This is a genomic window from Pseudoalteromonas sp. SCSIO 43210, from assembly GCF_054133285.1.
Genome location: NZ_CP087225.1, coordinates 2621009 through 2647445, shown reverse-complemented (window position 1 = coordinate 2647445; position 26437 = coordinate 2621009). Strand labels below are relative to the sequence as shown.

Below are 26437 nucleotides of genomic sequence, written 5' to 3'. Positions count from 1 at the left end.
CCCTGTATTTAATAATTAAATAGACGACGTACTAAAGTTTATTACTTGGGCTTTTAATATGCCTAATTAACTAAGGTGTAAAATATGAAAAAAACATTTTTAGGCATTTTCTCGATTACAGTAATAACTTACTTACTGAGCGGCTGCACAACGTCAAATAACGGTAATATTACAAAATTGAGTGAAGATAAAATAAGTACTAGATTAAATAAATTACCTTCCTCGCTAACCTCTAGTGATTTGTTCAATACCACTGTTGTTGAACCCACTCAGCTATTTGATAACCTTTATTTTGTAGGATATATCAGCGTAGGCACTTTTGTTATCACTACAACTGAGGGCATTATTTTAATCGATACCATGTGGACCCCGCACGATGCCAAACATGTGATTGTTCCTGGACTAAAAGAGTTAGGCTTAAATCCTGAAGATATTAAATACGTTATAGTTACTCACGGCCACAGCGACCATTATGGTGGCGCTCACTACTTTGAATCACATTATGGCGCTAAAATTTTAATGAGAAAAAATGAATGGGACTACATCCATAATCCAAATGCACCTGTATTAACTGATCCTTTCGGTAACTTTTCTACCGAAATACCATTACCTAGCACTTACACCCAAGTTATCGATGGCGAAAAAATAAGTTTAGGTAAAACTAATTTGACGGTACTTGCTACACCAGGGCATACGCCTGGTGGGTTGTCTTTGATAATACCTGTTACAGATAATGGCATACCTCATACAGTTGCACTTTGGGGAGGTACCGGTTTACCGGATACTAAAGAAGCAAATCAAACTTATTTGCACTCTTTAAATTATTTTCAAAAAATTGCAAACAAAAACGATGTTGATGGAAGTATCTCAAACCACCCGTTTTCACATGATCTAATTAATCAAATTAATACATTAAAAAATCGTAAATCTGATCAACGAAACCCCGTGGTAACCGGTAATAAGGCATTTAATGAGTACATAGACGATGTATTACGAAATAACGTTCAAAAGAAACTTTCGTCATTTGAGTCAAACTAATATAGCTTTTCACGCACCGGCGTTATCGCACCGGCGTTATCGTGCTAATGTATTTATAATGACGGTATATGTCGCTTTAAAGCGATACTCATTACTAATATAAAAGCATAGTGCACTTCTTTTTATGAAAGCCCTCAAAAAAATAGTCTGTATAAAAATACAGACTATCAAATGTGGGGTTAATTACTTTTAGTTTGGTTTATTGTTCTACCAAAGTGACCGATACGTCGTCTACATAAAAATCAGCAGTCAGTTCGTTTGACTCAACATAAAGTAAAGCGGCGCTTTCCTCGGTTGTTATTGAATGGGTATAAGTGCCCGAAAGCTGTACCCAATCGCCTGCAACTACGTTTTTAACAGTGGTTAGCTCGAGGTATTCAGTGCTCGCATGCTCAATTTGCAGTGTGAGCTTAACTCCTGGCGATACCGCTGCGTTATCGTCAGATAACTTAACCCACGCAGATACATTATAGGTTTTACCTGCTGTAAATAAGCCTTTTGCATCTTTTTGTAACCCATTCCACGTTTCAGTTCGCCCTTGTACTAAAGCACTATTATTTCCGCTGTGAGCTTGGGTTGTTTCAAGTGAAATAGTAGCACTGCCTCGTGATTGCCATGAATCAAGACCGGCTTCAAAGTCACCATTAGTTAGCAGCTCTGCTGAAGGCTCTGGCTCTGCTACTTCAATTAGCTCTTGCAGCGCATCGGCAACACCTTGCAAAGCCGGTTTTGGTGTATAGTCATTAAAGAATAACAGTGGCCATTCAGTTGTCGGTTCTGGCCAAGTTTGTAACCAACTATCACCATCAATTACACCCCAAATAGTAATACCACCGCGCTGATCTTCAGGTACCGTTTCTAGGTAGGTTTTAACAATATCGTAATAGTACTGCTTTTGTTCATCCGCTCTTTCACTTGTTAAGTAAGTTAGAGGAATGCCGCCTTCGTTGTTCATACGAACATCTAGCTCGGTAATTTTCACTTTTATTTTAGGGCGAATATCGACCACTTTTTGAAGGTGTGCCTGAATGGTTGAAATGTCAGGGCTGTTAAGTGAAATATGAGATTGAAACCCTATGCCATCAATAGGCACGCCGTTGTTGTGAAAATCGTTAACCATAGATATAACGGCATCTAATTTATCGGCGTTCCAAATCAGGTTATAATCGTTGTAATATAAATCAGCATCAGGGTCGGCCGCTCTTGCTGCTTTATAGGCTAACGGTAAAAATTCGGCTCCTATATTTTCAAACCATACAGATTCATCGGCGCTGTCGTTTGTGGTTTTTTCACCACGATATTTACCATTTTCCATAAACGCTTCGTTAACTACATCCCAGCTAACTACGGTATCGTTATCGCCTTCTTCTTCAAAATGAGTGGCAACTTGAGTGATGTGATTTTCCATCATGGTTATCCACGCGGCTTTATCACCTTGAAAACTTTGCATCCAAGGCGCAATTTGCGAGTGCCAAACAAAAACATGGCCATGTACAGTAAGTGAGTTGTCTTTGGCGTAGTTAACTAGCTCATCAGAATCATCGTAAAAAAATTCGCCTTGGGTTGGTTGTAAATAGGTAGGCTTCATAATGTTTTCAGCAGAGAGCTGATTAAAGTGTTGTTCAATAATCGCTTTAATCTCTGGTCTGTCTATTATGCTGTTACCAAAACCACCCGCTGGCACAGCCACACCAATATTAAAATTAGGTGCTAATGCTTTTAAACTTTGTGCAGTTACTTCGCTGTATTGAACATCGGGTATTTCTTCTGCTGGGACATCGTCTAAAATAAAGCCTGAAAATTCGTCTAGGTATATAGGCTTGTTAATGTTCTCTTTTTTTGAAAAGTGAATTGCCAGCCTAACTAAGGAGTCAGCTTAAGCTGTTGCGGCTGTTAATGTTATTTTTTGCCACTCGCCTGTGAGTGTTTCTTTTACTAGGCTAAGTTGACCATAATCTGGCGCAGGTGTTTGAATCCAAAAATCGGCACTGGTTCCTTCTTCCCCTTTGGCCCAAACACTAAACTCGTAATTTTTACCTCCAGTGATAGGAAGGTCTTCATAAGCTATTTCAATTCCCCAAGGGTTGTCACCCAATGTATTAACAATAACCTCAGCTGCTTTGGTGCCTTTGTAAGTATTAACGCCTTCTTGCGATTCAATTACCTCTATAGTAGAAGTAGCGCTTGATTCTTGATCTGGTCTAAATACCCAATTCCCGACGGGCGTTGTTTGCCCTGAAGTGTCTTCTTCAAACCCACCATTTGTTATTTCAGCTGCTATTGGCGCTTCAGGCGCTGGAGTATCAGGGGCTACTACTTCAGGTATGGGTTCAGGCACTGGTGTATCTTTATTATCCCCCCGCACGCCATTAATAGTGATACTAAGGTCACTAATCCGGTGTTACGAAAAATCGATTTATTCATTTTTTATTCCTTAGACTAAAGCAATAAATGAGTCGTTTTTGAACTAGGTGCAGTAAAGCCATTTGAGTGAATAAAATATGATAGAGTCTTTCTACTGCACCATAAATTATATTATTCAATATGACTATAACTAATTATAAAAACAAACAGTCATTTATATTTATTATTTTAATATCTCTTCAAACGTTAATATTTACCTTGTACAAGAGCACAAATATAAAATTAAAATCATCGAGTTATAGTTAAGGTTTAAATTAAAATTTATTGTTTTATATTGTGTGTGTGAATATACAATTATTAAATTAACCTAAAACCAACATTGTTATAGTCTATTCAACAATAAGTATCAAGGCTAAAATTTAACCCGTTGCATATTGAGTATGCTTTGAGTTTGAGAAAAATAATTAAATAGAAGGTGTAAGTGATACTTGTGCTTGTATTACTTCGGTAAGATCAAGGTTTACCAGCTCATCGCTTAGTAAAATGACTTTTATTAGCCCCTATGTGGAAATTTGCAAACAAAAAAAGCCGAGTATTTAAAAATACTCGGCTTTGACTACACAATGCGGTTTACTGAACTACATCAGCAATTGTTTTAATAACTGGCTTAGGGTTTAAATTACGATCCCATAGTAATGGGTAGTTTGTTCTGTTTGGGATTGGGTAGTCGTTTTTCCACGACATACCATCGTGTAATCCCCAAAAGGTTACGCGGTCTATCTTGTCGCGCTTTGCATAAAACAATTCAAACAAGGCTTTATAACGGGCGTTTAGTTGCGCCTCTACATCGCTCGGCAAGCCATTTTTGTAAGGGTCGAGGTAGGTTTCAAACTCTTCTAACTGAAACTGTGGTTTCATCATATCGGTGCCGGTAATCTGCCCTTCTTTTGTTAAAGGCAGCACGTCTATATCAAGCTCAGTGAGCATCACTTTTATACCCAGCGCAGCGTAGGCGTCAATGGCTTGTTCAATGTATTGCATTTTAGGAAAGTTAAGCCCCCAGTGCGCTTGTATGCCAATGCCATCGATTCGAATACCTTCTTTTTGCAGCATTTTGATCATACGTATAATGCCGTCTCTTTTTTCTGGTCGCCATGCATTAAAGTCGTTGTAGTAAAGCTCGGTATTAGGTGAATACTGCTGGGCGTATTTAAATGCGGCTTTTACCATGGTATCGCCATCACCTACACGGTTAACCCACACAGTTGGGCGATAAGAGCCGTCATCAGCAATTACTTCGTTTACTACATCCCATGCATCTACTTTGTTTTTATAGCGCCCTGCTACCAGCTCTATGTGTTTGCGCATTTGCTCAAGCTGCTGTGCTGGGGTATTTGGCTCATTTTTGCTATTTGTAAAAAACCAGTCGGGCGTTTGGTTATGCCACACTAAGGTGTGGGCTACGGTAAACATGTTATTTTGCTTGGCAAAATCTATAAACGCATCTGCACCACTAAAATCGACCTTACCTTGCTGTGGGTAAATTACTTCTGCTTTCATGGCGTTTTCTAGGGTGACTGTATTAAATTGCTTAGCAATAATTGACTGCGCGGCTGCGTTTTTGCCTGTCACTATATCTTGATTTACAGCAACCCCCATTTTAAATGAGTCTACAAAGGTGTTTTTAAGGCCTTGGTCTTGTGCTGCGTTTACGCTTAATGATCCTGCAAGTAAAAGCAGGCTGAGTGTGTGTTTTTTATGCATGTGTGTGCTCCGTTGAATCGTTATTATTTTCGATAAATATCATACAACGAAAAAAATAAATGATATAGTCAAAATGACCATTAATTATAAATTAAACAAACCTGAGTAAACGTCTATGCTAAAAACACACAAAAAAACGCTAAGCTTAGTTGTATTAATGCTCTGTTTTAATAAAGCAGCGCTGGCACAACAACCTGAAAATACACCTTTGTTAAACACTGTAAACAGCCAAAGCAATGAGCAGTCGCCATTAATAAAGGGCGTAACACCCACACTTGTTAGTGACAATTTATTATTTTTAGAAGGCCCAACGTGGTCAAGCCATGACAATGCGTTTTATTTTTCAGAAATGAACTTTGCAAGCTCGCAAGCACTTGGCCCTGATTCGACCATTTATAAATTAGTGCTGCCCAATACCCTCACCACTTATTTAAAACACAGTGGTACAAACGGCTTGTATGCCAAAGGAGAGAACCTCTATACGCTTAACCATAGTACGCAATCGCTTTCTAAAATTAATATAAAAAGTAAGACCAATACCGTAATAGTCAATAAGTTTGATGGGTTAAGCTTTAGCTCGCCAAACGATATGACTATGCATAAAAATGGCGATATATTTTTTACCGATCCTAATTGGCAACTAGGCGAACGCACTCAGCAAATACCTTATACCGGTGTGTATAAGTTAAGTAATATGGGCGTACTTAGTTTAATTGACGCTACGCTTGAAAAGCCCAACGGTGTTGCACTATCCCCAGATCAGCATACCCTTTATATTGGTGATTTTAGTAACCGCGTAAGCAAATACACTATTGATGAAAACGGTGATATTTCACCACGCGAAGACTTTATTAAAGTAACCTCCCCCGATGGTATAAAAGTAGATTCTGCTGGCAATATTTACGTTAGCAGCCACAGTAAAGGCGTTATTAATATTTATACGCCAGAAGGTGCATTCATCGATAAAATTGAACTGGGCCCTAATGTAACTAACCTTGCGTTTGGTGGTAAAAACCGAAAAACATTATTAATAACTACCGCTAAGGGATTGTTTACGCTTGATGTAAAAGTAGCGGGTTTGGCTAATTAGCTAAATTAGTTAAGCAACGTATTAAAGAGAAAGTTAAGCTCACTCGTTAAGCACAAAAACCGGTGTAACTTAGTTACACCGGTTTTTTATTATTTAAGTTATTGCTACCTAAGCTTTAGCCGCTTAGGTTTTTGCTACTTAGGTAGTGTTATTTTAATTAAACGTGTTGTTATAAAACTTAAAATTGCCCGATACATGCAGCATAGCTAACATATATAACGAACCATTATAGTAACGGTAGTCACCCGTTGGTTGCGATAAAGACCAAAATTCGTTAAAAAACTCATTTGCTTGCCCAGCGTTTGTTGAAGCAAGTAACGCTACTGCATTCGCGGCTTTTTGACCTTCGCCTGCACAGCCTTTGTTTTGCGCTCCACCGTACGAATACACTTGCTCGTAACAGTTATTGCTGTTGTTAGTTTTTGCATAACTTAAAAAGCCCAGTGCTTTATTTACTGCACTTTTATGCCACGCTTGAGCACCCATTAAATGCGCGTCTAAACCCACATTCATAATTACGCGCCATGCATCAAATTCATACCATTGACCTGGGTTTGCTTGGCCGTTAAAAATGTAGCCAATAACAGGGCTGCCATCTAAGCGCGATAAAAATGTAGGTAAGTTCCAATGCGGGCTACCACTTACTTTTGTAAAATGGTTTTTAAGTAAGGTTCTACTTTTTGTGGCTACTTGTCGCCAGTAATTTTTGTCTGCTTGGTTAGTTACGTTATTTGCAAAGTAGTCGTAAAACGCAGGTATATGGTAAGAAGGGTCTGTTAGGTTATCAATGTAAGGTGAAAAGCGGATTATTTGGTTTTCCATCAGCTTATTTTTAATTGTGTTTAACATGGTAATGGCATCGTTGTAGTAGTTAAACTCACCCGAATTCCCCCAACGAGCAGAGGCATTAAGTAGTGCAAACGCAAAGTACTCTTCGCCATCAGGAGCGGGGCCCTCATCCACTTTATAAACAAAGCCGTTTTGATTAAGCTTTAGTTTCCACGCGTAAACGCCTTGTTTTTTAGCATCAGGGTGATTGTCTGGATTTTTTTGATACGCTTTTGCAAAGCGCCATAGGTTATCAAATTCTTCTTGTTTATTAAGCATGACAGCGGCGGTCATTCCCCACGATTGCCCTTCTGTTCTTATATCATCACCTTCGTCTGGGTTAATTGCTTTTATGTAGTGTGCTTTATAAACACCGTTTTCGGTGTACGGGTAGTAAAGTTGTTGAGTGTTGTTATAGCCAAACATATTGTCAAAAGTACTATTCACCTTTTGCTGTATATTTGTTTTACCCATTTCTTGTGCGAGGTTACGGTAAGTCCCTGAACTGTCGGCGCCTACACTCGATGGGTTATTATTAAATGCAGCAAGTGATTGATAGCTTATTAGTGTTAACAATAAAGTTGTTATTTTAAAAAATACTTTCATGTTTATCCTCTTTATTTGAATTATATCAGCGTGCAAATTTAATATAGTCCTTTTGACCATTTGATCAAGTGATTCTCAAAACTATTTGTTTATTTTATAAACCAAGTGAAATGTGTGAGGTGTTTAATAAGTGCTTAAAAAATATAAAAGGCCGCTTAAAAAGCAGCCTAAATCGACATAAATAATGTTAAAAGCGTATTTATTGGTTATTTATTAATTGCTGCTTTTTTAAGCCTTTACCCGTTGCAGCCCAATAAATTCCGCCATAAATATGCTCGGTTAAAAATTCACTTTTATACACTGCATTAGTATGCCCAAGGGCTGTGTAAAATGATCGACCACCATCGTAATTGTGATACCACGAAATAGGATGAAACGCCCCCATACCTGAGCCTGTTTTGTTATTACCCCAATCGGCATTTGGGTTGTAAGTTTGCTCATCAACCGTGAGTAAGTAGTTTAACTTAGTTAGCTCGGGCCCAAACTCGTACCACTCGTCGGTCCAAAGCATTTCCTGCGGCATATGGTTTAAGCCAATAAAGACAGTATTCGGCACTTTACGTAGTACGCCAGTTTGAATAACAGGATGAATGTTAAAGGTGCGCCCCACCAGCTTTTGGTACCAAGGCCAGTCGTATTCGGTATCTGATGCGCTATGAATGCCAACAAAGCCTTTACCTGCTTTTATAAATCGCTCAAGCGCGGCTTGCTCTTTTGGGTTTAAAATATCGCCTGTGGTTGATAAAAACACTACTACATCAACATTTTTTAAGTAATCGTCGTTAAAGTAATGGCTCTCTTCGTGCCAAATTAAGTTGAAAAAGTGCTTATCGGCTAAGCCTTCTAGCGCTTTAACACCTTCGGTTTGCGACTTATGGTGCCACCCTGCGGTTTTTGTAAATAGCAGCACATTAAATTGCTTTTTAGGGAGGGTATCAAACCCTGTAGCATGACTTTTTTGCACTGTTGCCATACTCAGCGCCAATACAACAAAGCTTAATAGCCAACCTTTATATGCGAATCTAGATAAAGAAAAAGACATAGTATTCCTATTTAAAATGAACAAACATATTAGCCGTTAGCCGCCCTGTTTGTGGACACGACGAAATATCGGTAGACGTGTTAAGTAAACTGGTGTGCAGCAAATACCCAGGAAACACAATAAGCCTATTTGGCTTATATTCTATGTGCTTGTAGCACTCAAACTCACTGTGCTGCGTGGTGCAGTAACTAGGCTTTACCTTACTGTGTTCAAGGATGTGTTGAGCATACATTAAATACGTGTTTTTGCGCTTTGTGCTTATTGTTTCAAACCCTGTTTTTTTATGCCTAAAAAACCCAGTGCCGCCATGCTCGCCTTCGCCAAGGTAATGAATAATGGCAATTAGGTTAGGATCGTTGGTATCAAAGTGTGGCAAGGTTTGTATAGGTGATAGCTGCTTCTGCGTTTTAGTAATTAACGATAAGGTATTATCTTTTGGGTATGGGGTAAGTGTTTGCCCAATATTAAATACGTTATAAAACCCCTGTATAAGCGGCTTTAGGTAATCAACCACACATTGCTTTGGCAGCGGCATGCGTAAACCTGGGTATTGAGTGAGTTCGTCAGGTTTAAACTCTCCCTGATTTTGCGCATGATTTTCATCAGCACTTTGCGCTAAGTTTATAAGTTTTTGCGGCTCACTCAGGTAGTCGTCAATTATAATAATTGGCGTTTGCTCTTGCCCTATAAACTCATACTGCGGCTGTAAATTATTGCCAAGTGTTAGCATATTGCTTACTTAGCCTTGCAATAATGATTAATAAAATCAATGTGACTCGGTAAGCTATCTGCTTTTTTAGCAACATGATTTTTTATTGACTCTAAAAAGTGCTTTAACTCATCATCGCTCATGCTATCAACAATCGGATGATAATTTTGCGGCACTAGCCCTTGCCCTAACATCACTTGTAACCACGAGGCTTCACCAAATAACTCTTGCTCTGCTTTATAAACATGCCCACTTTGCTTAAATAGCTCAATGCGTTTGGCAAGCGACTCTGGAATTGGCATGTTTTTACAGTAGCGCCAAAAGTCGCTATCGGTGCGCTGTGTTACATGGTAATGAAGTACAATAAAGTCGCGAATGTTTTCGGCTTCAAAGCGCATTTTGTTGTTAAAGTCATCTTGATAGCACGACTCGATTGCTTTGGTTGGCATGTTTTGCATTAATCTTATAATGCTTTGCTGAATTAAATGAATACTGGTTGATTCAAGCGGCTCAATAAAACCACTTGCTAAGCCAATAGCAACACAGTTTTTGTTCCAATGTTTACGCCGTGTACCGGTGCGGTATTTAATAACGCGCGGCTCATTAATAGGTTTGCCTTCTACGTTATTGAGTAGCGCTGTTTTTGCCTCATCATCGCTCATGTATTTACTACAAAACACTAAGCCATTACCACGGCGGCTTTGCAGCGGTATTTGCCACTGCCAACCACATTTATGTGCCATTGCACGCGTATATGGCACTATTGGGCTTACTAATTCGGTTTGTATTGCCACTGCGCTGTCGCACGGGAGCCAATGGCTCCAATCTTCGTATCCGGTGTGTAGCGCTTGCTCTATTAATAAACCTTTAAAGCCGGTGCAATCTATAAATAAATCACCCTCAATAATTTGCCCGTCACCTAAAGTAAGCGATTTTATAAAGCCATTAGTGGGCTCTAAATTAACTTTACTTATCATGCCTTCTATACGTTTAGCGCCGTTTTGCTGTGCAAAATTACGTAAAAACTTAGCGTACAAACCGGCATCTAACTGATAAGCATGGTTACGGTCTTGATTCGGCACTACGGCAAATTTACCCAAGCGACTTGCTACGTGCTCTGTGCAATAATCACCAATATCGGCAGCTACACCTTGTTGCATACCTTTTAGCCAAAAGTGCTGAAAACCTGCAGCCCAACAACCTTGCCCCACATAACCAAATGAGTGAAAGTAGCTTTGCTGGTTTTGTTTCCAGCCCTCAAACGATATGCCTAATTTAAACGTGGCATTAGTGGCTGCCATAAATTCTGATTCGCTAATTTTTAGTAAATCATGAAATATATGCAGCGTAGGAATAGTAGATTCCCCGACCCCTACGGTAGGTATTAAATCGGATTCAACCAAGCATATTTCAATATTTTTACCTAGTAGCTTTGCCATTGCAGCGCTGCACATCCAACCGGCGGTACCGCCACCTGCTATTACGATTTTTTTAATTGCATTTTGATTCATAATTCAAACCTTACAAGTCGCCTAGCGTCTTAATTTATTTTGTAATTCGGCTCTTAATTTACGCGCTGTTAGCTCATTCATTGGCTTTGTTAAAATTGCCTGTGCGGGCTCTGGTATGTGGGTAAATTCGTTATCAGCAAATACATAGTAATTAAACAAACGTTGCCATGCTGCGCGCTCATGCTTTGGTAAATTACGTATGTTTAAAATAGCAAGGTGCAACGCATTAGTAGGCTGCCCATACACCGCTGGCGTATTTTTAAACCAATAATTAAACAGTATATTTAAACTGCCAAGCCCCTCTACTTGGTGCCACCACATGCTGGGTAATATAAGGGCATCGCCTGCTTCAAGATCAACGGTAATTGCCGCTTTTATTGCCTGCTCAAATTTAGGGTATTGCGTGAAGTTGGGCGCAGTTGTGGTGGTTAAGCTTATTGGCTGACCACCGGGTGCTTTATCAAGCGGACCTATGTATAAATTATCTATTTGATCGGGGGCAAATAAAGTAAAACGCCTTTTACCTGCAACGCAACATGCTAAATTTTGCGCTACGTCGTAATGTGCTGGTACGGTAACCTTTCCGCCTGCCCATACATTAAATAAACAGCCTTCGTTTAATGCGTTAACGTGGCAGTGATTAACCAAACCAGGTAAGCACTGTGCAATGCTAGTAGAGCCAATGTATAAGGTGTCTGCTTGTGGGTTATTAGCAGTTTGCGTTATTTGCTCAAGCGTATTGATAAATTCCGCTTGCTGATTAGTAAAGTTAAAACCGCTCATATCGCTGTTATACCCAACAACCCCATTTTGGCTGGCAGGTATTGTGCAATTGTTAACTAAAAAACCATTGTAAAACGGCGTTAAATAATCAATTGCAGTTGCATCAGATTTTTTAGCGGCAATAACTAGAGGCCAATCGCTCACAAACCCTTTTAGTACAATAGGCACAGGTGAGTTTAAAAGCTCCTTGGGTAACGTGCTGGGAGTTAAGCCACTTAGCGTTTGAATATTATTTGCTAAATTTTCCATTGTTAAGCACTTATACCGCGTGCTTTTGTAGCTTAAGTTGCTCGTTTTTAAGCGCCACTAAATCACGCACATGTACTTGCGATGCAATGATCATGTATATACACGCTAAATACCCTTGTGAATGCAGCTCTGCAATTGCATCGCTACTTAGCTGGTTAAGTGAGTCTTCGTTGATGGTATAAAAACCAAGTAAGTTATGTTTAAGCCCGTTTACTAAATCAAGCTCTAGCGATACTGATTCAAGCAAACCATGTTTAATCAAAGTTTTAATAAATGGCTGATTTTCTTGTAAACCATGATGCAAGTTGTCGAGCACATTTATTATGTTTTCGAGGTAATCGCTATTCCCGCCGTGTTCTAAAAATAAGTTAATACCCTGCTTTGTTGACACTTTTGGCGAGTCTAAATCAATGCTAAGCATGCGCTCTTGCGTTGCCACACCGTTTTGCATTGTATTTTGAGTCGCGATAGCAAAAGGCAATCGCTGCATACTTAGTGGAATATAGTGTGCTTGCCATTGCTGGTTTGCTAAAAATAAGTTTTCATCTTTATTTATGCCGTACAAACACACCGGCGAAAATGTATTTGTTGTATCGTCTTTGGTAAAAAATATTGGGTAATGTGCTTGAGCGACTCTAAATTCGCTCACAAATGTTTCGCTATACCAAACCCCATCACCTAGGTGTGTGCTGCGTGCAGGGTTTATTTTTAAATGCTGATGTTCAACATTATTTAATAATGCATGATTGGCCATGGATTGTGTGCTCCAATTGTTGTTGTGTGCCTTTAACTACTTCTACACATAGAATGTAACAAATAAGTTAAATTCATATTGACTATAACAGCTGGATATTATTATTACTAGGTTAATTTAGGCAAATATAAAAGCCGCAAAATGCGGCTTTTATAAGGTTGCTACAAGGGTGATTTATTAAAAATTATAACGAACACCTAAACCGTAACGAGAGCCTGTTTGAGTGATGTTATAAATCAGCTCTTGCTTACGCCCGTACGATGTTACGTACTCGTCGGTAATGTTTATACCTTCAATAAATACAGTAAGTCCCTCTACTGTGGGTACTTCGTAACTTACGTTAAAGTCTATTTGGTAATACTCATCGGTGTAAATTGGTGCGGTTAAATCGCCATTTACACGACGCTCATTTAAAAACGAGTCGCGCCAGTTATACGCAATTCGTGCTTGTAAGCCTTCTTTATCGTAAAAGAACACCACGTTTGCAGTATCACTTAACCCTACAAGTGCTTCTGTATCCTCTAATGAGTCGTTGTCGTATTCAAGACCCGAGTCAACCATGGTGTAGTTAAAAATACCGCCAAAGCCTGACTCACCAAATAAATGCTGAATATTAAATTCAAAGCCATCAATGGTGTATTCTTGGTCGCCATTTACAGGCACGTTTATTCTAAAGTTAATTGGATCATCTGAGTCTGGGTCACCAACAATTGTGCCGCCGTCTAACTCGCCATCTTCATCAAATTTAGGTTGTACATTTGGATCATCAGCAAAGTTTTCAAATATATAGGTTCTGATATCTTCGTTAGATGCATTAGCGCCAAGTGCCGCTGTAGCAGCTCTAAACTTTTCACCATTTAATGGATCAGCTAAGTTAAATATATTTGAGTCGATAGTACCTGTAGTGATCCAATTTGTTACGTCTTTTTTAAAGTAACCAAACGAAATATAGCTACCTTCGCCGTAATACCATTCACTAGATAAGTCGTAGTTAATTGATTCAAGCGGTTTAAGTCCTGGGTTACCAGAGCCACCCGAATAACCACTTAAGCTACCACCGGTATTAATCGTTGTACCGCCTTGTAGCTGGCCATAACCCGCTCTTGAAATAGTTTTGCTCGCTGCTGCGCGAATCATTACATCTTCAACAACTTCAATATTAAAATTAATATTTGGCAGGAACTGGCTGTAATCTGCCGACTGGCTTAGCGTTTCAATACCGGTAACACCGGTTACTGATGTAGCTGTATCTTCGTTCCACTCTACACGGCTGTAACCGGGTGCGGTTGCTTTAGAAAATACGTCTGTTTTTTCGTAGCGTAAGCCAATTTGCAGGTCGAAGAACATGCCACTCAATTCGCCTTTATAATTTACTTGTGCAAAAGCAGACTGCGTTTTTTCTTCAGTAAAGCGGTTTGTTGCTGCATCCCAGTCAGTTGAGGCACAAAATTGTCCTTCGCCGTTTGGTCCTGCTGCTGCGCCGTCGGCTGCTTTACAATCACCATAAAGGTTATCTACGTTAGCAATAGGATCTGCGTACTCTGCTGCATTTACAATCGCATCAAAGTCGGCAAAAAAGATTGTATTAAATAAATCGTATTCGCCTTGTGATGCAGTGCCTTCAAAGTTACCCGCTTTAGCTTGAAACTTATCTAAAATAGTATCTTGGCGCCAATCAATATCAGCAAAGTCACCCTCAACACCAACACCACCCCAATCTGGGCGCTGTACTTGCGTATGACGGTAATGGTTATTTACTTTATTAACCGCAACACCAAAGTCAATGCTTAGGTTGTCGTCAATGTAGTAGTCGCCCGAAATTTGCGTTTGATCGATTTCTGAATCGTATTTATCGTTTGCAAACCAGCTACCCGATAAACGCATAGTACTTGGGTTAAAGTTTTCAATGTTACCAATTGCAATACCTGGTAAGTCGCCTGTTAAATCAAGCCCTGAGCGCGAACGTGTGTACGACGGTAACTGAATATTGTTACGTGTACCGTGGCGTGGATCAGTTGCTTTCATTGATGCTTTTGAACTGTGGTGATCAAACTCTAGGTTAAGCTGATCAGACACCGCCCATTCTAGATTAAAGCCTAATGAATCTGTTTTTTCTTCGCGACCCCAAGAACCTACCGTAAGCGACGTATCGCGGTAATCGGCATCACTTTGAATGTCATAAATTTCTGAGTAAATAAGTGGATACGCGTTAGGCTCGCCCGCCCAAACAGATTCACTTCTATCGCCTGCGTAGTTAAACCAAACTGACGCATCAGTGTGCTGCTCTTCAACGGTTGTTCTAAACGTAGTGTAGTCAAGAGTTGCTGTAATGTTTTCAACAGGTTGATATTGAAAAACTAGCTGGCCATTTACACGTTCACGTTGGCGTTCTTCAAACACATAACGTGGTTGTTGCGGGTTTGAATAAATACCTGATGTAGGTCTGTTTGCTCCGCCCTCTGCGCCTGCAGGTACACCGCCCCACCCTGTATTTGTGTAATCAGATGCTCTGTAGCCTTGATCTTGAATAAACTGTTGCATACCGCTTTCACGGTCTTGGTAGCTACCTGAAATAGATATACCAAATTTATCGTCACCAAATGTTTGCGAATATAAACCACTTACCTCTGGTGTAATACTGCCCTCATCAGTTGATTGATCGTCTACAGCTTTTACGCCAAACGATGCTTTTATACCTGGGCTATTTAAAGGCCTGTTTGTTGTTAAGTTTATAGTTGCGCCAATGCCACCTGAGGTAACACTTGCGTCTGATGTTTTATAAACTTGCACGCCCGATACGCTTTCAGATGCCACATTAGCAAAATCAAATGTACGGTCACCTGTTGTATTTGGAAGTTGGCGGCCATTAATAGTAATTAAGTTATTAGCAGGTCCAAATCCACGTACTGTTACGCGGCTACCTTCACCGCCCGCTCTATCAATTGATACGCCGGTAATACGTTGCAGCGATTCAGCAAGATTAGTATCAGGAAATTTCCCCATATCCTCAGCCGAAATAGCATCGACAATACCAGAAGAGTCGCGTTTAACATCCATAGAGCGCTGCAATGAACCTCTAATGCCTGTTACTTGTATTATTTCTACATCTTCGTCGACAACGGTTTCGGCAGCGTAGCTTTGGTGAGGAAGCGTAACGGTACCCATTGCAGCGAGTATGGCTGTTGAAATTATCTTTTTCTTAAACATCATGATGCCTTTTTCTTATTTAATTATTATTGACGTACTGCAAGACTTTAAGAATTACTCGAAACATAATTGTAAACTATTTGTTTCATTTTACGGTCAATAAATAATTATTGTGTGTGTATGTTTTAAACGTTTTACAAAGACCACAACCAGTTTTAAACATGTGCTACTTAACTAAAAACCATTAAATAACAGCACGTTTATGCTAATTCTTTGTGCTAATTTTTGCTTTAAAATATTTTCATTTTGTCATATGTCCTCAGCTTCCTCTTATTTAGACCATTAACAAAATAAATTAATGGTCACATTGACTATATCTTTTTTGTGCAAATAAAAGCTTAAGCGGTGCTTACGCAGATAATTTGCATTGTTTAAAACTATTTTTGTTAAGCGTGTTCATATGGGCTTATTGTTTGAATTTTTCCGTTTGAGTCGTGCTCAAGCTTAGCCATTTTCATACTGCGTAAATGGGTTTGCCCGCCCGATAACGTACTGTCGTGATAAAATAAAAACCAGTCGCCATTGTGCTTAACAATTGAGTGATGCGTGGTCCAACCAAGTACAGGGTTTAAAATAACACCCTGGTAAGTAAATGGTCCGTAAGGGTTATCGCCCGTAGCGTATACAATTTTGTGTGTATCGCCCGTTGAGTACGAAAAGTAATAAACACCGTTGTGTTTGTGTACCCAAGGGCCTTCAAAAAATCGGCGGTTGTTATCGCATACTGTAATTGGCGAGCCGCTCTCATCTAATACAACAACCTCTTTTACGTCTTCGCTTAGGCTTATCATATCTTCAGATAATTTTGCTACGCGCGCAGGAATTGCAGGTTCACCATTTTTTGGATACGTGCTTTGTTCATTAAATTCGTTAGTTTGCCAATTTTGTAATTGGCCGCCCCACAAGCCACCAAAATATAAATAATGGCTTGAGTCGTCATCTTCAAATACAGCAGGGTCAATACTAAACGTGCCTTGAATGTAATCGTCTTCTGCTTTAAATGGACCTGTTGGACTGTCACTTTTTGCAACGCCAATTCTAAAAATACCTTGCTGATCACGCGCCGGAAAATAAAGGTAATACTGACCAAGTTTATGCGCAGCATCGGGAGCCCACATTTGCTTGCTTGCCCATTTTACGTCGTCTACACAAAGTGCTACGCCATGGTCTATGGCTTTGCCTGAGCTTTCGTCAAGCGAAAACACATGGTAGTCGCGCATTGCAAAGTGGTCGCCGTTATCATTAATTTCATTTTTTGATTCAATGTCGTGCGAAGGATAAATATACACTTTGCCGTTAAACACATGCGCAGACGGATCGGCGGTATACATGTGATCAACTAACACATTGTGGTTTTGTATTAACGAGTTGGCTCGTTGTAGGTCTTTTAACTGTTTAAGTTCAGCGTCACTTAACCCATTAGATGGGGGTGCTACTTGCGCTGTATTTTGCATTTTTACTCCTAGTATTGCCTGCCCACTTTGCGCTTTTAAAAAGGCGCAAAGTGGGCTGCTAAATTAGTTTATGGTTTTGTTATCAGCCAGCTGCGTTTGAATGCGCTTTACTTCAGGCTCGGTAAGTTTGTAACGTGTTATAAAAATTAAACATGCCACGGTACAAATTACTGGAATGCCGGCAAAGGCGAGTAAAATGCCTGATAACGTGTATTCTGATTGCTCTTGATTAGGCACGTATGCATAGCCAGATAATATCCACCCTGCAATAGCACCGCCGATTGCAAAGCCTAATTTTATTGCTAATAAATGGCCCGAAAACGTAATAGCGGTTAATCGGCGACCAATTTTTAATGCGCCATAGTCAACCGTATCTGCCACCATCGAAAACATAATTGGGGTAATTATCATGTGGGCAAAGTTAGCAATAAAGTAGACGATAAAAATGGTGACTATGGCGTCGCTCTCAAGTACGTAAAACATGCTGTGAGAAATAATTACGACCACTAAAGCGACTATAAATAGTGTTTTCTTTTCAATAAATTTGGTTAAAAAGTTGGTAGACACAGCGCCTAGTACTGAGCCAATTGCTGAAAGTGTTAAAAAGTTAGAAGTAAGTGAGGCTTCTCCTACGTAGTACTTAATATAATGCGGTGCTACTGAGGCTCTAACGCCAATTAATATTAAAGTTGCTAGACTTATAACGGCTATTACAACCCATTGATCGTTTTTAAATAAGCTTAAAAACTCAAGAAAGGCATTCTTTTTACTTTGCGCGGGTTTAACTTGTTTGGTTTCTTTGGTCATTTTAAAACACAGTAAAAAACAAGCCGCTGCAAGTCCGCCTAAAAACACCATGGCTAGCGGGTAACCTACTACATCGTCGCCGTCACCAAAAAAAGCAACCAGCTTAGGCAGTGCCCATACAATTACAAGCAGTGCTGCCATTGCCATTGCAAATCGGTATGACTGAAGCGATGCACGCTCTTTAGGATCGTTTGTCATTACTGCACCAAGTGCGCCGTACGGTATATTAATGGCGGTATAACACGTCATTAAAAGCCCGTAAGTAAAGTAGGCATATATAAGCTTGCCCGTAGAATCAAAATCTGGGGTTATAAATGCTAAGCAAGCAAACACACCGTAAGGCACGGCTAAAAATAATATATATGGGCGGTAAGAGCCCCAACGGCTGCGCGTTCTATCGGCAATACTGCCCATTATTGGGTCGGTAATTCCATCAAATAAACGAACCGCTAATAATAAGGTGCCCGCAGCGGCTGCAGATAAACCGTAAACATCGGTATAAAATATCAACATAAAGTTAGCGACCATTTGAAATACAATATTACTGGCTGTATCACCAAGGCCGTACCCTATTTTTTCTTTAATTGTGAGTGTGTGTTTTGTGTTGTTCATGTGTGCTCAATTTTCAATGCAAATCGATATAGTCAAAAATACTATATGCATTTTTGGCGCATGTAAACATTTATGTTACATTTTTAATCTACTGGTAATTTATTTAATACATGGCGCTAATTAAGCGTTAAATTTACTAACATACAAAGGCATTATTCGTTCAATAAAAAACCAATACCAAACCTAAGTCGAATATCGGCGTTAACGCGTAAAAACAGGTACAGTGTATAAAGTGATTAATTAAATAGATGTGATTGTTTTAAATAGGAATTATAAAAGCTTTTTATTTGCGCTTTACCCACCTTTTATATACCCTTAATAGTCTTTATAACAATATCTCCGTATAGCTTTGGCTGAGTAATTTATGCACTATAAAACATCAAACATTTCTAACAACATCGACGAAGAATCGATTCCTGATGACTGCATTAGTAATCTAACCGTAGATAATATTGTATTTGCTATTCATGAAGGTAAGTTAAAGGTGTTGCTGGTTAAATATAATCGAGGCCTTGCAACAAGCCAATGGGGTTTAATTGGTCATTGGGTTCGTAAAGATGAAAACTTAGACCTTGCAGCTTTACGTGTTGTTAAAAGTACGACCGGTGTTGAAAACCTTTATTTAGATCAGTTAGGCGCGTTTGGTAACGTTGACCGCTACCCTGCTAGACGTATTATAACCATTGTTTACTATTCGCTCGTACGCTTTGAAGAAACCAATCTTGTGAGCGGCGACAATGCTTTAGAATGTGAATGGTTTGATGTAAATAACGTCCCCCCTTTAATGTTTGACCACGCCGACATTTTAAAAAGTGGCTTAGATTACTTACGCTATAAAGTAAGGCACGAGCCGATTGGTTTTAGCTTACTTCCAGAAAAATTTACCCTGCTTGAGCTTCAAGAAATATACGAGTCGATTTTAAATAAATCACTTGATAAACCTAACTTTAGACGTAAGTTTCAAAAAATGAACTTACTAATAAACTGCAAAGAAAAACAAACAAATGTAGCTCACAGAGCCGCGACTTTGTATCGTTTTGACATAAACGTGTATGAAAAATTAAGAGAGTTTGGTTTTACGTTTGAGTTTTAAGTATGCAAATATTAGTCAAAGCAATTAATTAAACAATCTTGATAAATTCTCTTAGGGAAATGAGCTTTGAATAACGACCTAATAGCTTTGTTATTCATTGCTTTGTTCAACAGGGGTAAAGCGCCACCCTTTGAAAACTAACTTACTTGCAGATCCATTACCACCAGATGAAGAACCACCAAAGCTTGCTTCATTTAATGCCGTGTCAAAGTGAATACCACCGGCGCCGCTTACAATAACGGTGTCTCCTAAGATAGACCCTTTAAAACCGACAGCCGAAGTAACTTTTACTTTTGTAAGTGGTGCGTATATAACAGCGTAAAGCTCTCGTGTACCGCCTGAAAACTCTATCCCAGTGTCATTTCCATTGTATGAACTATAAATACTAAAAACGGGTCGGCCTTCATTTGTAACTCCATTGTCAGGTACGTAAACTTGTGCCCCATTTCCTATCTTAAGCTTTCCTTTAATTATGATAGTTAAGCTACTGTTATCAGGGATCGTTAGCGAACTTGCGCCACTCATTGTAAAATCGCCAGCAACAAACATAACTGCATTATGATTACTTTTTACCTGCATTCGCCCTTTAATTGTCACATCATCAAAATAAAATATTTGAGTTGCTGAATCAAGAAAAGTAGCAGTTTTAGCATTGATGGCACCATTTGGAGTGCTACCAAAATCTACTAAAAAGTTAGCCGTGTTAGTTTCTAACTCGAGTAAGTCACCAGCTCTGCTATTGTTATTTATAAAAAGGTCAGGGCTTGTTGTATTAACTGACACGCCATCAATTGCTGTTGCAATACCAAGTGGATCACACGCAGTTAACCCTCTATTATTTTCACTCTCTGGTGTTATTTTTTCAACCGGCTCAATAGTTGGCATTGATATTTCTGTACTTGATACCCTGTAAGGTGAAAAAGCATATTCAGGAGTATCACCTTTAAAAGAGCCACGACCTGCATACCTTAAATCTTTACCTGCAATAGTGCTGCCCCACTGTTTAAGCGTCACATTGCCTTGAACACGCACTCCACCGTAGACACTGCCACCTGTTTGCTCATAATTACCTGATGTATAAACGCCGTTACGTATTGTTGTTTGATTAAGAGCGACTAAATCATATGAGCGAACAGTTCCCTGAATGGTATTACCTGTAATAGAAATTGGACCTGATGAACTAATATCACCACCAACCTGAGTTTGCTTTACTGATATAGATTGGTTTGCTGAAATACTACCCGAGACAGTACCACTACTTTGTGTGAAGCTTAAATATGCTGATGCATCCCCCCAATGACCACGCCACCAGAGAGTATTAAATTTCCATTACTATGAATATTGCCTGTGACATCTGCGCCTTGCCTAATTGATAAGTTACTAGAGGATAAAACATCACCTTCAATTGTACCGCTACCATTTAGAGTAATATCACCAGTATCGTTAACTGTATTGACGAAAGACTCTTCTGAAGTATTTTTACTGCCATCATCTAGAGTGTCGTTATAATCCCCTAAAGACGAATCATAACTATCAATTAAGCCACTACCAGTAATTGCAACACCAGAGCACCCTGTAACCCCTTGGGAGAAAACAGAATCACTGGTGGTTCCGCCTTGACCTGCAACAAATTCGAATATGGCTTGCATTTGATCCTCGCCTTCAAAGCGAGTACCTTCACTTGAAATTAGTACATCACCGTTGCCATCAATTTTGATAGTTGCGTTATAAGTACTAGATTCAAGTGAACCAGTGCCTGAAACTTGGGTATTGTTAGCAATTAAATCATTAATAGTTATAGTAGGGTCTGCAAGTATTTCTGCTTCAAGTTTCTCTATGCTTGAAAATACCCCTTTTTCAGACATTAATCTTGCGTTTAGTTTTTTTTGAAAGTTACCACTCAAACGCTCTTGAATAACACTATCCCTAATCGTGCTCAGTACAACAATTGAAGCCATTGATGTTAAAATAAGTACAGTAACAAGCGTAAAGCCGGATGTGTTTTTCATTTATTGAAACGCCTTATTCATTACTATCTGTGAAAGAGATATATCAATAACTAAACGCTTATTAAATTGGCTTGGTAGATTTATAGGCTCAACAAAAATGCTCACCATATTATTATCAATTGCATAGCTAATTGTATTAACGCCTTTTAATATTTTGACCTTGCCGTTGCCAATATCGCAAAATAATGAGTCGTTTTCGTGGCTATATTCTTCGGTAAATGCAGCATTAATTATAGAGCCTGTGCAAGCAAGTACACCCGCTTCTTGAGTAACTTTTAAAATTTTATTGCTATAAGTAGGAATTGAGTTGGTTTGCTTTAAACTTCGTGTAAATATCTTGCTGCTAAATCGGATCACATCTAGCGAATTTTCTAAGTCTTTCACCGTCGTGGTACTATTGTTAATTGAAGAATAAGCCAAACTCACACCGCCTAATAAAAACATACCAGCAGCAAGCGCGACCATAAGTTCGATTAAAGTAAAACCCCTGTGCTTATTAATTAACTGTTTCATGGAGTACATCCGGCGGGTAATGTTGGGAAACTGCCCGTAATTACAACGCGATTTTCTAAATTATCAGTCAAGCGCTTATCTTGCCATGTTACTTCAACCGACAGCTCATTTGAAAAATTAGCAGGTAAAGTGAGTGTATATGCATCAATTTGCGGAGATAAATAGCTTCTAAAACCAGCGTCATTGTATAAATCTGGATTGGTTTGTTGCAACTCACATAAGTGAGGCCGAATGCGCTCTAAAACATTATTAGCTTCAATGATGGACACCGTATAATTAAAACTATTTGTAATATATTGCAATGATTTTAATTGCCCTGATGCTAATCCTAATAAAGCAATGGTCGCAACAATTAATGCAATCATAACCTCTAAAAGAGAAAATCCTTTGCTGTAGTTTGTTAGCATATTTCAGGGTCCTCAGCTAACCAACTTTGTCCACTTTGTAAAATACATAGAACAAAATCGGCAGTTGTACTGTCGCTATCGCTCACCAAAATTTGATACGTTTTATCTAATTCACCTGAGTTTGTAACCTCAATATCTTTTAAATCTACAGAAATACTACTGTGTGTAATTTCAAAAACATTTAAAGTAGTTTGCGTCGAATTAATTGCCGTTTTTGCCAGCCATTGATTATTCTCAACTTTAAGGAAAGTAGTTTGGTCTCTCTTGATTGCCTCACTGCGTGCAAATTTAAAAACACTGTGCAGTTGATTCGAGTTTGTAACTAGTCTATCTCGCTTTATAAATGTAATAAACGAAGGAGTCGCAACTGCTGCTAAAATGCCGATTATAGTTATTGTTATTAAAATTTCGAGTAAAGTAAAACCAATGTTTTTTTTACCAACATTGGGATTTACTCGCTGATTTAGTGCCGCTTTGGTTTACTGATAACTTGCCACACTCATCACCACTTTGCGCGCCTTTAGGTGTAACTTCTATTATGAATTCAGAACCATTTGAAGCGCCTTTACTTGCATCACTTGTATATTTAAATGAGTAATAATCTGAAGCCGAAAAAGTAAAGGTAGCAGGATAGCCACCAACACGAGTGTACTGTCTTTCTAAAACAGCCGTTTGCTGTAATAAAACCTGTTGAACATCGGCTCTGCGACTTTGTTGTATATAGCTCGTATAACTTGGAAGTGCAACTGCGTATAAAATCCCAATTATTACAATTACTATCATTAATTCAGTAAGGGTAAACCCACTATTTTTTTTTAGCCGCTGCGTTTTCAATTATTTCATTCCATTAATTTACAGTCAGGATACCGTTCTTAAAAATAAAGATGTGCGTATATTTATTAATACTTAGTAACTTTTATTTGGTCAATTATATAATAAGTTTAATTTTTTAGAAGCTTCAAGATAACTTTAGTCATGCCGTTATTTAATGAAACAACAAAATCATCCAATTAGTGTGAAGCCCAAAAGAGCTTACCACATATAAACCTCCCGTTGAGCTTGTTATATATTAACAAGCTTCTGAAAATTGTTATCATTTAACAATATACATCACTTATTGATATTTGCAGCAACATGTTTAATCTTTAGGCAAGGCAGAGCCTATGCAGTACGGTTATTCCCCATAAATAGGCGATAACGTAGCATAAATACCAAACATGCGCTGCCCGAAGGGCTGAGGGATCCCCACTTTATCCAGCGGCCTCTTTTTGATAATTAAAAATAAAGTTTTTTAAACTTTTTTCTATATAGCTTTGTGTAATACGTCTCTTACATAGCTTTATGACTTGCTTGGCTAAGGTTAAAAATGAAAGAACTCGGCGATTCTTAACACTATTTGCTTGAAAGTTTATATGCCACTTTCTTTTTTCTGCTTCACACCCTATAAACCATAACGCAGTGCTCGCTATTGTGGCTATCAAGCATAATATTCCTATTCTATTTATGCCGGTGCTTTTACTAAAACGCCACGAAAAACCATATCTCAAACTTTTGTCATCGCGGAAATTTTGCTCTATTTGCATTCTTTTACTATATAAACCAACTACTCGCTTACTCGTCATTGTATTGTCTGATGTCGCGAGTAACCATGGCTCTTTCGCTAAGTTTTGATACATTTTTGTATCTTTCGTAAATCTGCTTTTTCCTTTTCTTCCTTTATTTTTTCCATGATATACGTGTAAAAATGCATCGCATGCTGTCGGGCTGGACTGAGTTAGTCTTGCTTGACCTAACGCCTTTGGTATATCGCTGGCACCAGCCCTAAGTTGTTTTAATGTATGCCATTGTGATTGCATGGCTAGTTTACACTTCATTGAGCCTCTTAATCGACCTATCATATGCCAACCAAGTTCGCGTACTTTACTATACCAAGGCGTAAGAAAGCCGCCGTCTGTTACAATATAGACACTAGGATGTCGTCCAAGTACTTCATAAAGTTCATCTAAAAACAGGCTGTTGGTTGCTGGGCTATCAAAATTCTTCTGCTCAACAATCATGTTATAAATCACGATAGAGCGCCCATCCACAAGTAAGCTTGCTCGCAGTAAGTGATAGTCGTGACCACAGGCACCGCTCCAGTCAACGGCAATTGCAAGCATTGGTAAAGAGTCGATAATAGGATGAGCTAATGCTTTATAGATAGCGACCCTTTCATTGTAGAGGTGAGTATTTTTTAAGAAGCGATCAACGCGTTTTATTTTATGTTTTACATCCACAGCGCCAGACAAATTTCTGCCGATTTCAGTTAAGGTAAGTTTATTGCCCGAAATTAATGCATTACTGCAGCTTAGTAATGTTTTTACTCTGGCATTATTGAATGGCGCTAATGCATGTTTAAAGTACTTATGGCAAACTGATGTGTCAGGCATAGCAGTTGTGACTTATGTGGGTTGTGGTGATTTACATAAGATCATAAATTGCTGTGCCTGTCACGTTTTGGGGATTCGTCAGCCCGATGGGTTCTGCCTAGCGGCAATTAACTCTTTGTTGCCTACATGGATGTCATAGGTAAGATCTTAAGAAATTGAGTTGAAGCTCAATTCATGATCAAATGGTTGTTACCACACAAACCACAGAATCAAGAAAAGAGCTTCAAATGAATGCTAACATTTTTATTAATAAGTTAAAAAGTATCCTAAGTGAAAAAAAACTGAACCGACTTGGTAAACAAGTAGCATTTACTAAAAGAGAAAGAAATATTACCGCATTTCATATGGTTGTTAGTCTTGTTGCTGCGCTTGGGGATAAAAAAACGATCTATTTATCCGAAATATTAAGAGTTTATAATCAGCTAACAGGGCAGTCTATTAAGTATAAGCCTTTTCATAACCAGTTAGTTAAACCTGAACTAGCTGAACTAATGCGAGAGGTAACAAATAGAGTTTTTAATTGTTGGATAAATGATGCGCTTAAGTACACGAAAAAAGATTTGTTCAAGTTTGAGAATATTTTAATTCAGGACGGTAGCTCTATTATGCTTCATCGTTCTTTAAAAGATGTTTTTCCTGGGCGATTTTCAAATACGTGTCCAGCAGCGATTGAATTGCATGCTACTTTAAATTTAACGCAAGGTTGCTTTGAAAAAGCAGGCATAACACCAGACAGTTACTCTGAACGTGAAGAACTTCCAACATTTAAAGAGTTGAAAGGACAGTTGTTACTTGCTGATAGAGGGTATTATTCAGGTAGTTATATTCATGAATTAGATAAAGCAGGAGGATTTTACGTATTAAGAGCGAAGGGGTTAAAAGCAGTCAGAGTACATAATGCTTTTAAGCAAAATGGACAGGAATTAACAGGAAGTCATTCCCCAAAGTTATGTGAATTGCTCCCCGAATTACCTAAAAATGATCTTATTGATATGAATGTTAGCATAAAAAACAAGCTAACAAGAGTCGTTGGGTATTGGTCAAAAAAAGAAAAACAATATACATTTTTAGTCACTAATTTATCTATTGATGAATTTACAGCGACTGAAATAGGCAAATTATATAGGTTGACATGTATTAGTTCAGACAAGATCTGACAATTCAACTT

General features: G+C 38.8%; 23 protein-coding genes. 4 read left to right on the top strand and 19 right to left on the bottom strand.

The genetic code is table 11. The annotated features are described in order from the left end of the window. Positions 1–84 precede the first annotated feature (84 nt). Positions 85–1038, top strand: a complete 954-nt coding sequence (locus tag LOS73_RS11385; protein WP_007375177.1) for an MBL fold metallo-hydrolase — start codon at positions 85–87, stop codon at positions 1036–1038. A 199-nt stretch (positions 1039–1237) separates the two neighbouring features. Here the strand turns inward: LOS73_RS11385 and LOS73_RS11380 are convergent, their stop codons facing one another. From LOS73_RS11380 to LOS73_RS11370, 3 genes are all read right to left on the bottom strand, one after another. Next, complete coding sequence (locus LOS73_RS11380) at positions 1238–2722, bottom strand: endo-1,4-beta-xylanase (RefSeq protein ID WP_457933663.1); 1485 nt, start codon at positions 2720–2722, stop codon at positions 1238–1240. Between the two features lie 192 nt (positions 2723–2914). Beyond that, entirely contained in the window at positions 2915–3376 is a 462-nt protein-coding gene (locus LOS73_RS11375) for a carbohydrate binding domain-containing protein (RefSeq protein ID WP_457933662.1), read from the bottom strand. Positions 3377–4032: 656 nt separating this feature from the next. Further along, positions 4033–5166, bottom strand: a complete 1134-nt coding sequence (locus LOS73_RS11370; RefSeq protein ID WP_457933661.1) for an endo-1,4-beta-xylanase — start codon at positions 5164–5166, stop codon at positions 4033–4035. Positions 5167–5281: 115 nt separating this feature from the next. Here LOS73_RS11370 and LOS73_RS11365 point away from each other — a divergent pair, with 115 nt between their 5' ends. After that, positions 5282–6256, top strand: coding sequence for an SMP-30/gluconolactonase/LRE family protein (locus LOS73_RS11365; RefSeq protein WP_457933660.1), 975 nt, complete (start codon positions 5282–5284; stop codon positions 6254–6256). A gap of 153 nt (positions 6257–6409) precedes the next feature. On the opposite strand, the gene LOS73_RS11360 is transcribed toward LOS73_RS11365, so the two are convergent. From LOS73_RS11360 to LOS73_RS11320, 9 genes are all read right to left on the bottom strand, one after another. Beyond that, positions 6410–7690 (bottom strand): glycosyl hydrolase family 8, encoded by a 1281-nt coding sequence (locus LOS73_RS11360; RefSeq protein ID WP_457933659.1) that lies wholly within the window; start codon positions 7688–7690, stop codon positions 6410–6412. A gap of 199 nt (positions 7691–7889) precedes the next feature. After that, on the bottom strand, positions 7890–8732 hold the full coding sequence (locus LOS73_RS11355) for a ThuA domain-containing protein (RefSeq protein ID WP_457933658.1): 843 nt from the start codon (positions 8730–8732) through the stop codon (positions 7890–7892). A 7-nt stretch (positions 8733–8739) separates the two neighbouring features. Next, positions 8740–9462 carry a DUF6445 family protein gene (locus LOS73_RS11350; protein WP_033028791.1) on the bottom strand — a complete coding sequence of 241 codons (723 nt, stop codon included), beginning with the start codon at positions 9460–9462 and terminating at the stop codon, positions 8740–8742. A gap of 5 nt (positions 9463–9467) precedes the next feature. After that, entirely contained in the window at positions 9468–10952 is a 1485-nt protein-coding gene (locus LOS73_RS11345; RefSeq protein ID WP_457933657.1) for a tryptophan halogenase family protein, read from the bottom strand. Between the two features lie 21 nt (positions 10953–10973). Beyond that, complete coding sequence (locus LOS73_RS11340; protein ID WP_457933656.1) at positions 10974–11984, bottom strand: cupin-like domain-containing protein; 1011 nt, start codon at positions 11982–11984, stop codon at positions 10974–10976. Positions 11985–11994: 10 nt separating this feature from the next. Continuing rightward, complete coding sequence (locus LOS73_RS11335; protein WP_457933655.1) at positions 11995–12738, bottom strand: SapC family protein; 744 nt, start codon at positions 12736–12738, stop codon at positions 11995–11997. Positions 12739–12915: 177 nt separating this feature from the next. After that, positions 12916–15945 carry a TonB-dependent receptor gene (locus LOS73_RS11330; RefSeq protein WP_457934961.1) on the bottom strand — a complete coding sequence of 1010 codons (3030 nt, stop codon included), beginning with the start codon at positions 15943–15945 and terminating at the stop codon, positions 12916–12918. Between the two features lie 386 nt (positions 15946–16331). Beyond that, the gene (locus tag LOS73_RS11325) at positions 16332–17399 is read right to left on the bottom strand and encodes a glycoside hydrolase family 43 protein (protein ID WP_457933654.1); all 1068 of its coding nucleotides are present in this window, start codon (positions 17397–17399) and stop codon (positions 16332–16334) included. Positions 17400–17462: 63 nt separating this feature from the next. After that, on the bottom strand, positions 17463–18818 hold the full coding sequence (locus LOS73_RS11320) for an MFS transporter (RefSeq protein WP_457933653.1): 1356 nt from the start codon (positions 18816–18818) through the stop codon (positions 17463–17465). Between the two features lie 364 nt (positions 18819–19182). On the opposite strand from LOS73_RS11320, the gene LOS73_RS11315 reads away from it, so the two are divergent. Further along, complete coding sequence (locus LOS73_RS11315) at positions 19183–19911, top strand: NUDIX hydrolase (RefSeq protein ID WP_457933652.1); 729 nt, start codon at positions 19183–19185, stop codon at positions 19909–19911. Between the two features lie 90 nt (positions 19912–20001). On the opposite strand, the gene LOS73_RS11310 is transcribed toward LOS73_RS11315, so the two are convergent. The 7 genes from LOS73_RS11310 to LOS73_RS11280 all read right to left on the bottom strand — a co-directional run bounded on the left by LOS73_RS11310 (position 20002) and on the right by LOS73_RS11280 (position 25269). Next, on the bottom strand, positions 20002–20943 hold the full coding sequence (locus LOS73_RS11310) for a DUF7305 domain-containing protein (RefSeq protein ID WP_457933651.1): 942 nt from the start codon (positions 20941–20943) through the stop codon (positions 20002–20004). Positions 20944–21182: 239 nt separating this feature from the next. Continuing rightward, complete coding sequence (locus LOS73_RS11305) at positions 21183–21920, bottom strand: PilX N-terminal domain-containing pilus assembly protein (RefSeq protein WP_457933650.1); 738 nt, start codon at positions 21918–21920, stop codon at positions 21183–21185. Continuing rightward, on the bottom strand, positions 21921–22433 hold the full coding sequence (locus LOS73_RS11300) for a PilW family protein (protein WP_007375192.1): 513 nt from the start codon (positions 22431–22433) through the stop codon (positions 21921–21923). Then, entirely contained in the window at positions 22430–22840 is a 411-nt protein-coding gene (locus LOS73_RS11295) for a type IV pilus modification PilV family protein (RefSeq protein WP_457933649.1), read from the bottom strand. Before LOS73_RS11295 ends, LOS73_RS11300 begins: the two co-directional genes overlap by 4 nt. Continuing rightward, a complete protein-coding gene (locus LOS73_RS11290; RefSeq protein WP_457934960.1) occupies positions 22834–23268 on the bottom strand; it encodes a GspH/FimT family pseudopilin in 435 nt (144 codons plus the stop codon). Before LOS73_RS11290 ends, LOS73_RS11295 begins: the two co-directional genes overlap by 7 nt. Before the next feature lie 7 nt (positions 23269–23275). Next, a complete protein-coding gene (locus tag LOS73_RS11285) occupies positions 23276–23674 on the bottom strand; it encodes a type IV pilin protein (RefSeq protein ID WP_007375195.1) in 399 nt (132 codons plus the stop codon). Positions 23675–24090: 416 nt separating this feature from the next. Beyond that, positions 24091–25269 carry an IS4 family transposase gene (locus LOS73_RS11280; RefSeq protein ID WP_457933648.1) on the bottom strand — a complete coding sequence of 393 codons (1179 nt, stop codon included), beginning with the start codon at positions 25267–25269 and terminating at the stop codon, positions 24091–24093. A 227-nt stretch (positions 25270–25496) separates the two neighbouring features. On the opposite strand from LOS73_RS11280, the gene LOS73_RS11275 reads away from it, so the two are divergent. Further along, positions 25497–26426: an IS4 family transposase gene (locus LOS73_RS11275; protein ID WP_457933647.1), complete on the top strand. Its 930-nt coding sequence runs from the start codon at positions 25497–25499 to the stop codon at positions 26424–26426. Positions 26427–26437: the final 11 nt, after the last annotated feature.

What these genes read in the sequence shown, in the direction of transcription:
- LOS73_RS11385 (WP_007375177.1), top strand. Translation starts at nt 85, where the DNA reads ATGAAAAAAACATTTTTAGGCATTTTCTCGATTACAGTAATAACTTAC.
- LOS73_RS11370 (WP_457933661.1), bottom strand. Translation starts at nt 5,166, where the DNA reads ATGCATAAAAAACACACACTCAGCCTGCTTTTACTTGCAGGATCATTA.
- LOS73_RS11365 (WP_457933660.1), top strand. Translation starts at nt 5,282, where the DNA reads ATGCTAAAAACACACAAAAAAACGCTAAGCTTAGTTGTATTAATGCTC.
- LOS73_RS11360 (WP_457933659.1), bottom strand. Translation starts at nt 7,690, where the DNA reads ATGAAAGTATTTTTTAAAATAACAACTTTATTGTTAACACTAATAAGC.
- LOS73_RS11355 (WP_457933658.1), bottom strand. Translation starts at nt 8,732, where the DNA reads ATGTCTTTTTCTTTATCTAGATTCGCATATAAAGGTTGGCTATTAAGC.
- LOS73_RS11350 (WP_033028791.1), bottom strand. Translation starts at nt 9,462, where the DNA reads ATGCTAACACTTGGCAATAATTTACAGCCGCAGTATGAGTTTATAGGG.
- LOS73_RS11345 (WP_457933657.1), bottom strand. Translation starts at nt 10,952, where the DNA reads ATGAATCAAAATGCAATTAAAAAAATCGTAATAGCAGGTGGCGGTACC.
- LOS73_RS11340 (WP_457933656.1), bottom strand. Translation starts at nt 11,984, where the DNA reads ATGGAAAATTTAGCAAATAATATTCAAACGCTAAGTGGCTTAACTCCC.
- LOS73_RS11335 (WP_457933655.1), bottom strand. Translation starts at nt 12,738, where the DNA reads ATGGCCAATCATGCATTATTAAATAATGTTGAACATCAGCATTTAAAA.
- LOS73_RS11330 (WP_457934961.1), bottom strand. Translation starts at nt 15,945, where the DNA reads ATGTTTAAGAAAAAGATAATTTCAACAGCCATACTCGCTGCAATGGGT.
- LOS73_RS11325 (WP_457933654.1), bottom strand. Translation starts at nt 17,399, where the DNA reads ATGCAAAATACAGCGCAAGTAGCACCCCCATCTAATGGGTTAAGTGAC.
- LOS73_RS11320 (WP_457933653.1), bottom strand. Translation starts at nt 18,818, where the DNA reads ATGAACAACACAAAACACACACTCACAATTAAAGAAAAAATAGGGTAC.
- LOS73_RS11315 (WP_457933652.1), top strand. Translation starts at nt 19,183, where the DNA reads ATGCACTATAAAACATCAAACATTTCTAACAACATCGACGAAGAATCG.
- LOS73_RS11305 (WP_457933650.1), bottom strand. Translation starts at nt 21,920, where the DNA reads ATGAAAAACACATCCGGCTTTACGCTTGTTACTGTACTTATTTTAACA.
- LOS73_RS11300 (WP_007375192.1), bottom strand. Translation starts at nt 22,433, where the DNA reads ATGAAACAGTTAATTAATAAGCACAGGGGTTTTACTTTAATCGAACTT.
- LOS73_RS11295 (WP_457933649.1), bottom strand. Translation starts at nt 22,840, where the DNA reads ATGCTAACAAACTACAGCAAAGGATTTTCTCTTTTAGAGGTTATGATT.
- LOS73_RS11280 (WP_457933648.1), bottom strand. Translation starts at nt 25,269, where the DNA reads ATGCCTGACACATCAGTTTGCCATAAGTACTTTAAACATGCATTAGCG.
- LOS73_RS11275 (WP_457933647.1), top strand. Translation starts at nt 25,497, where the DNA reads ATGAATGCTAACATTTTTATTAATAAGTTAAAAAGTATCCTAAGTGAA.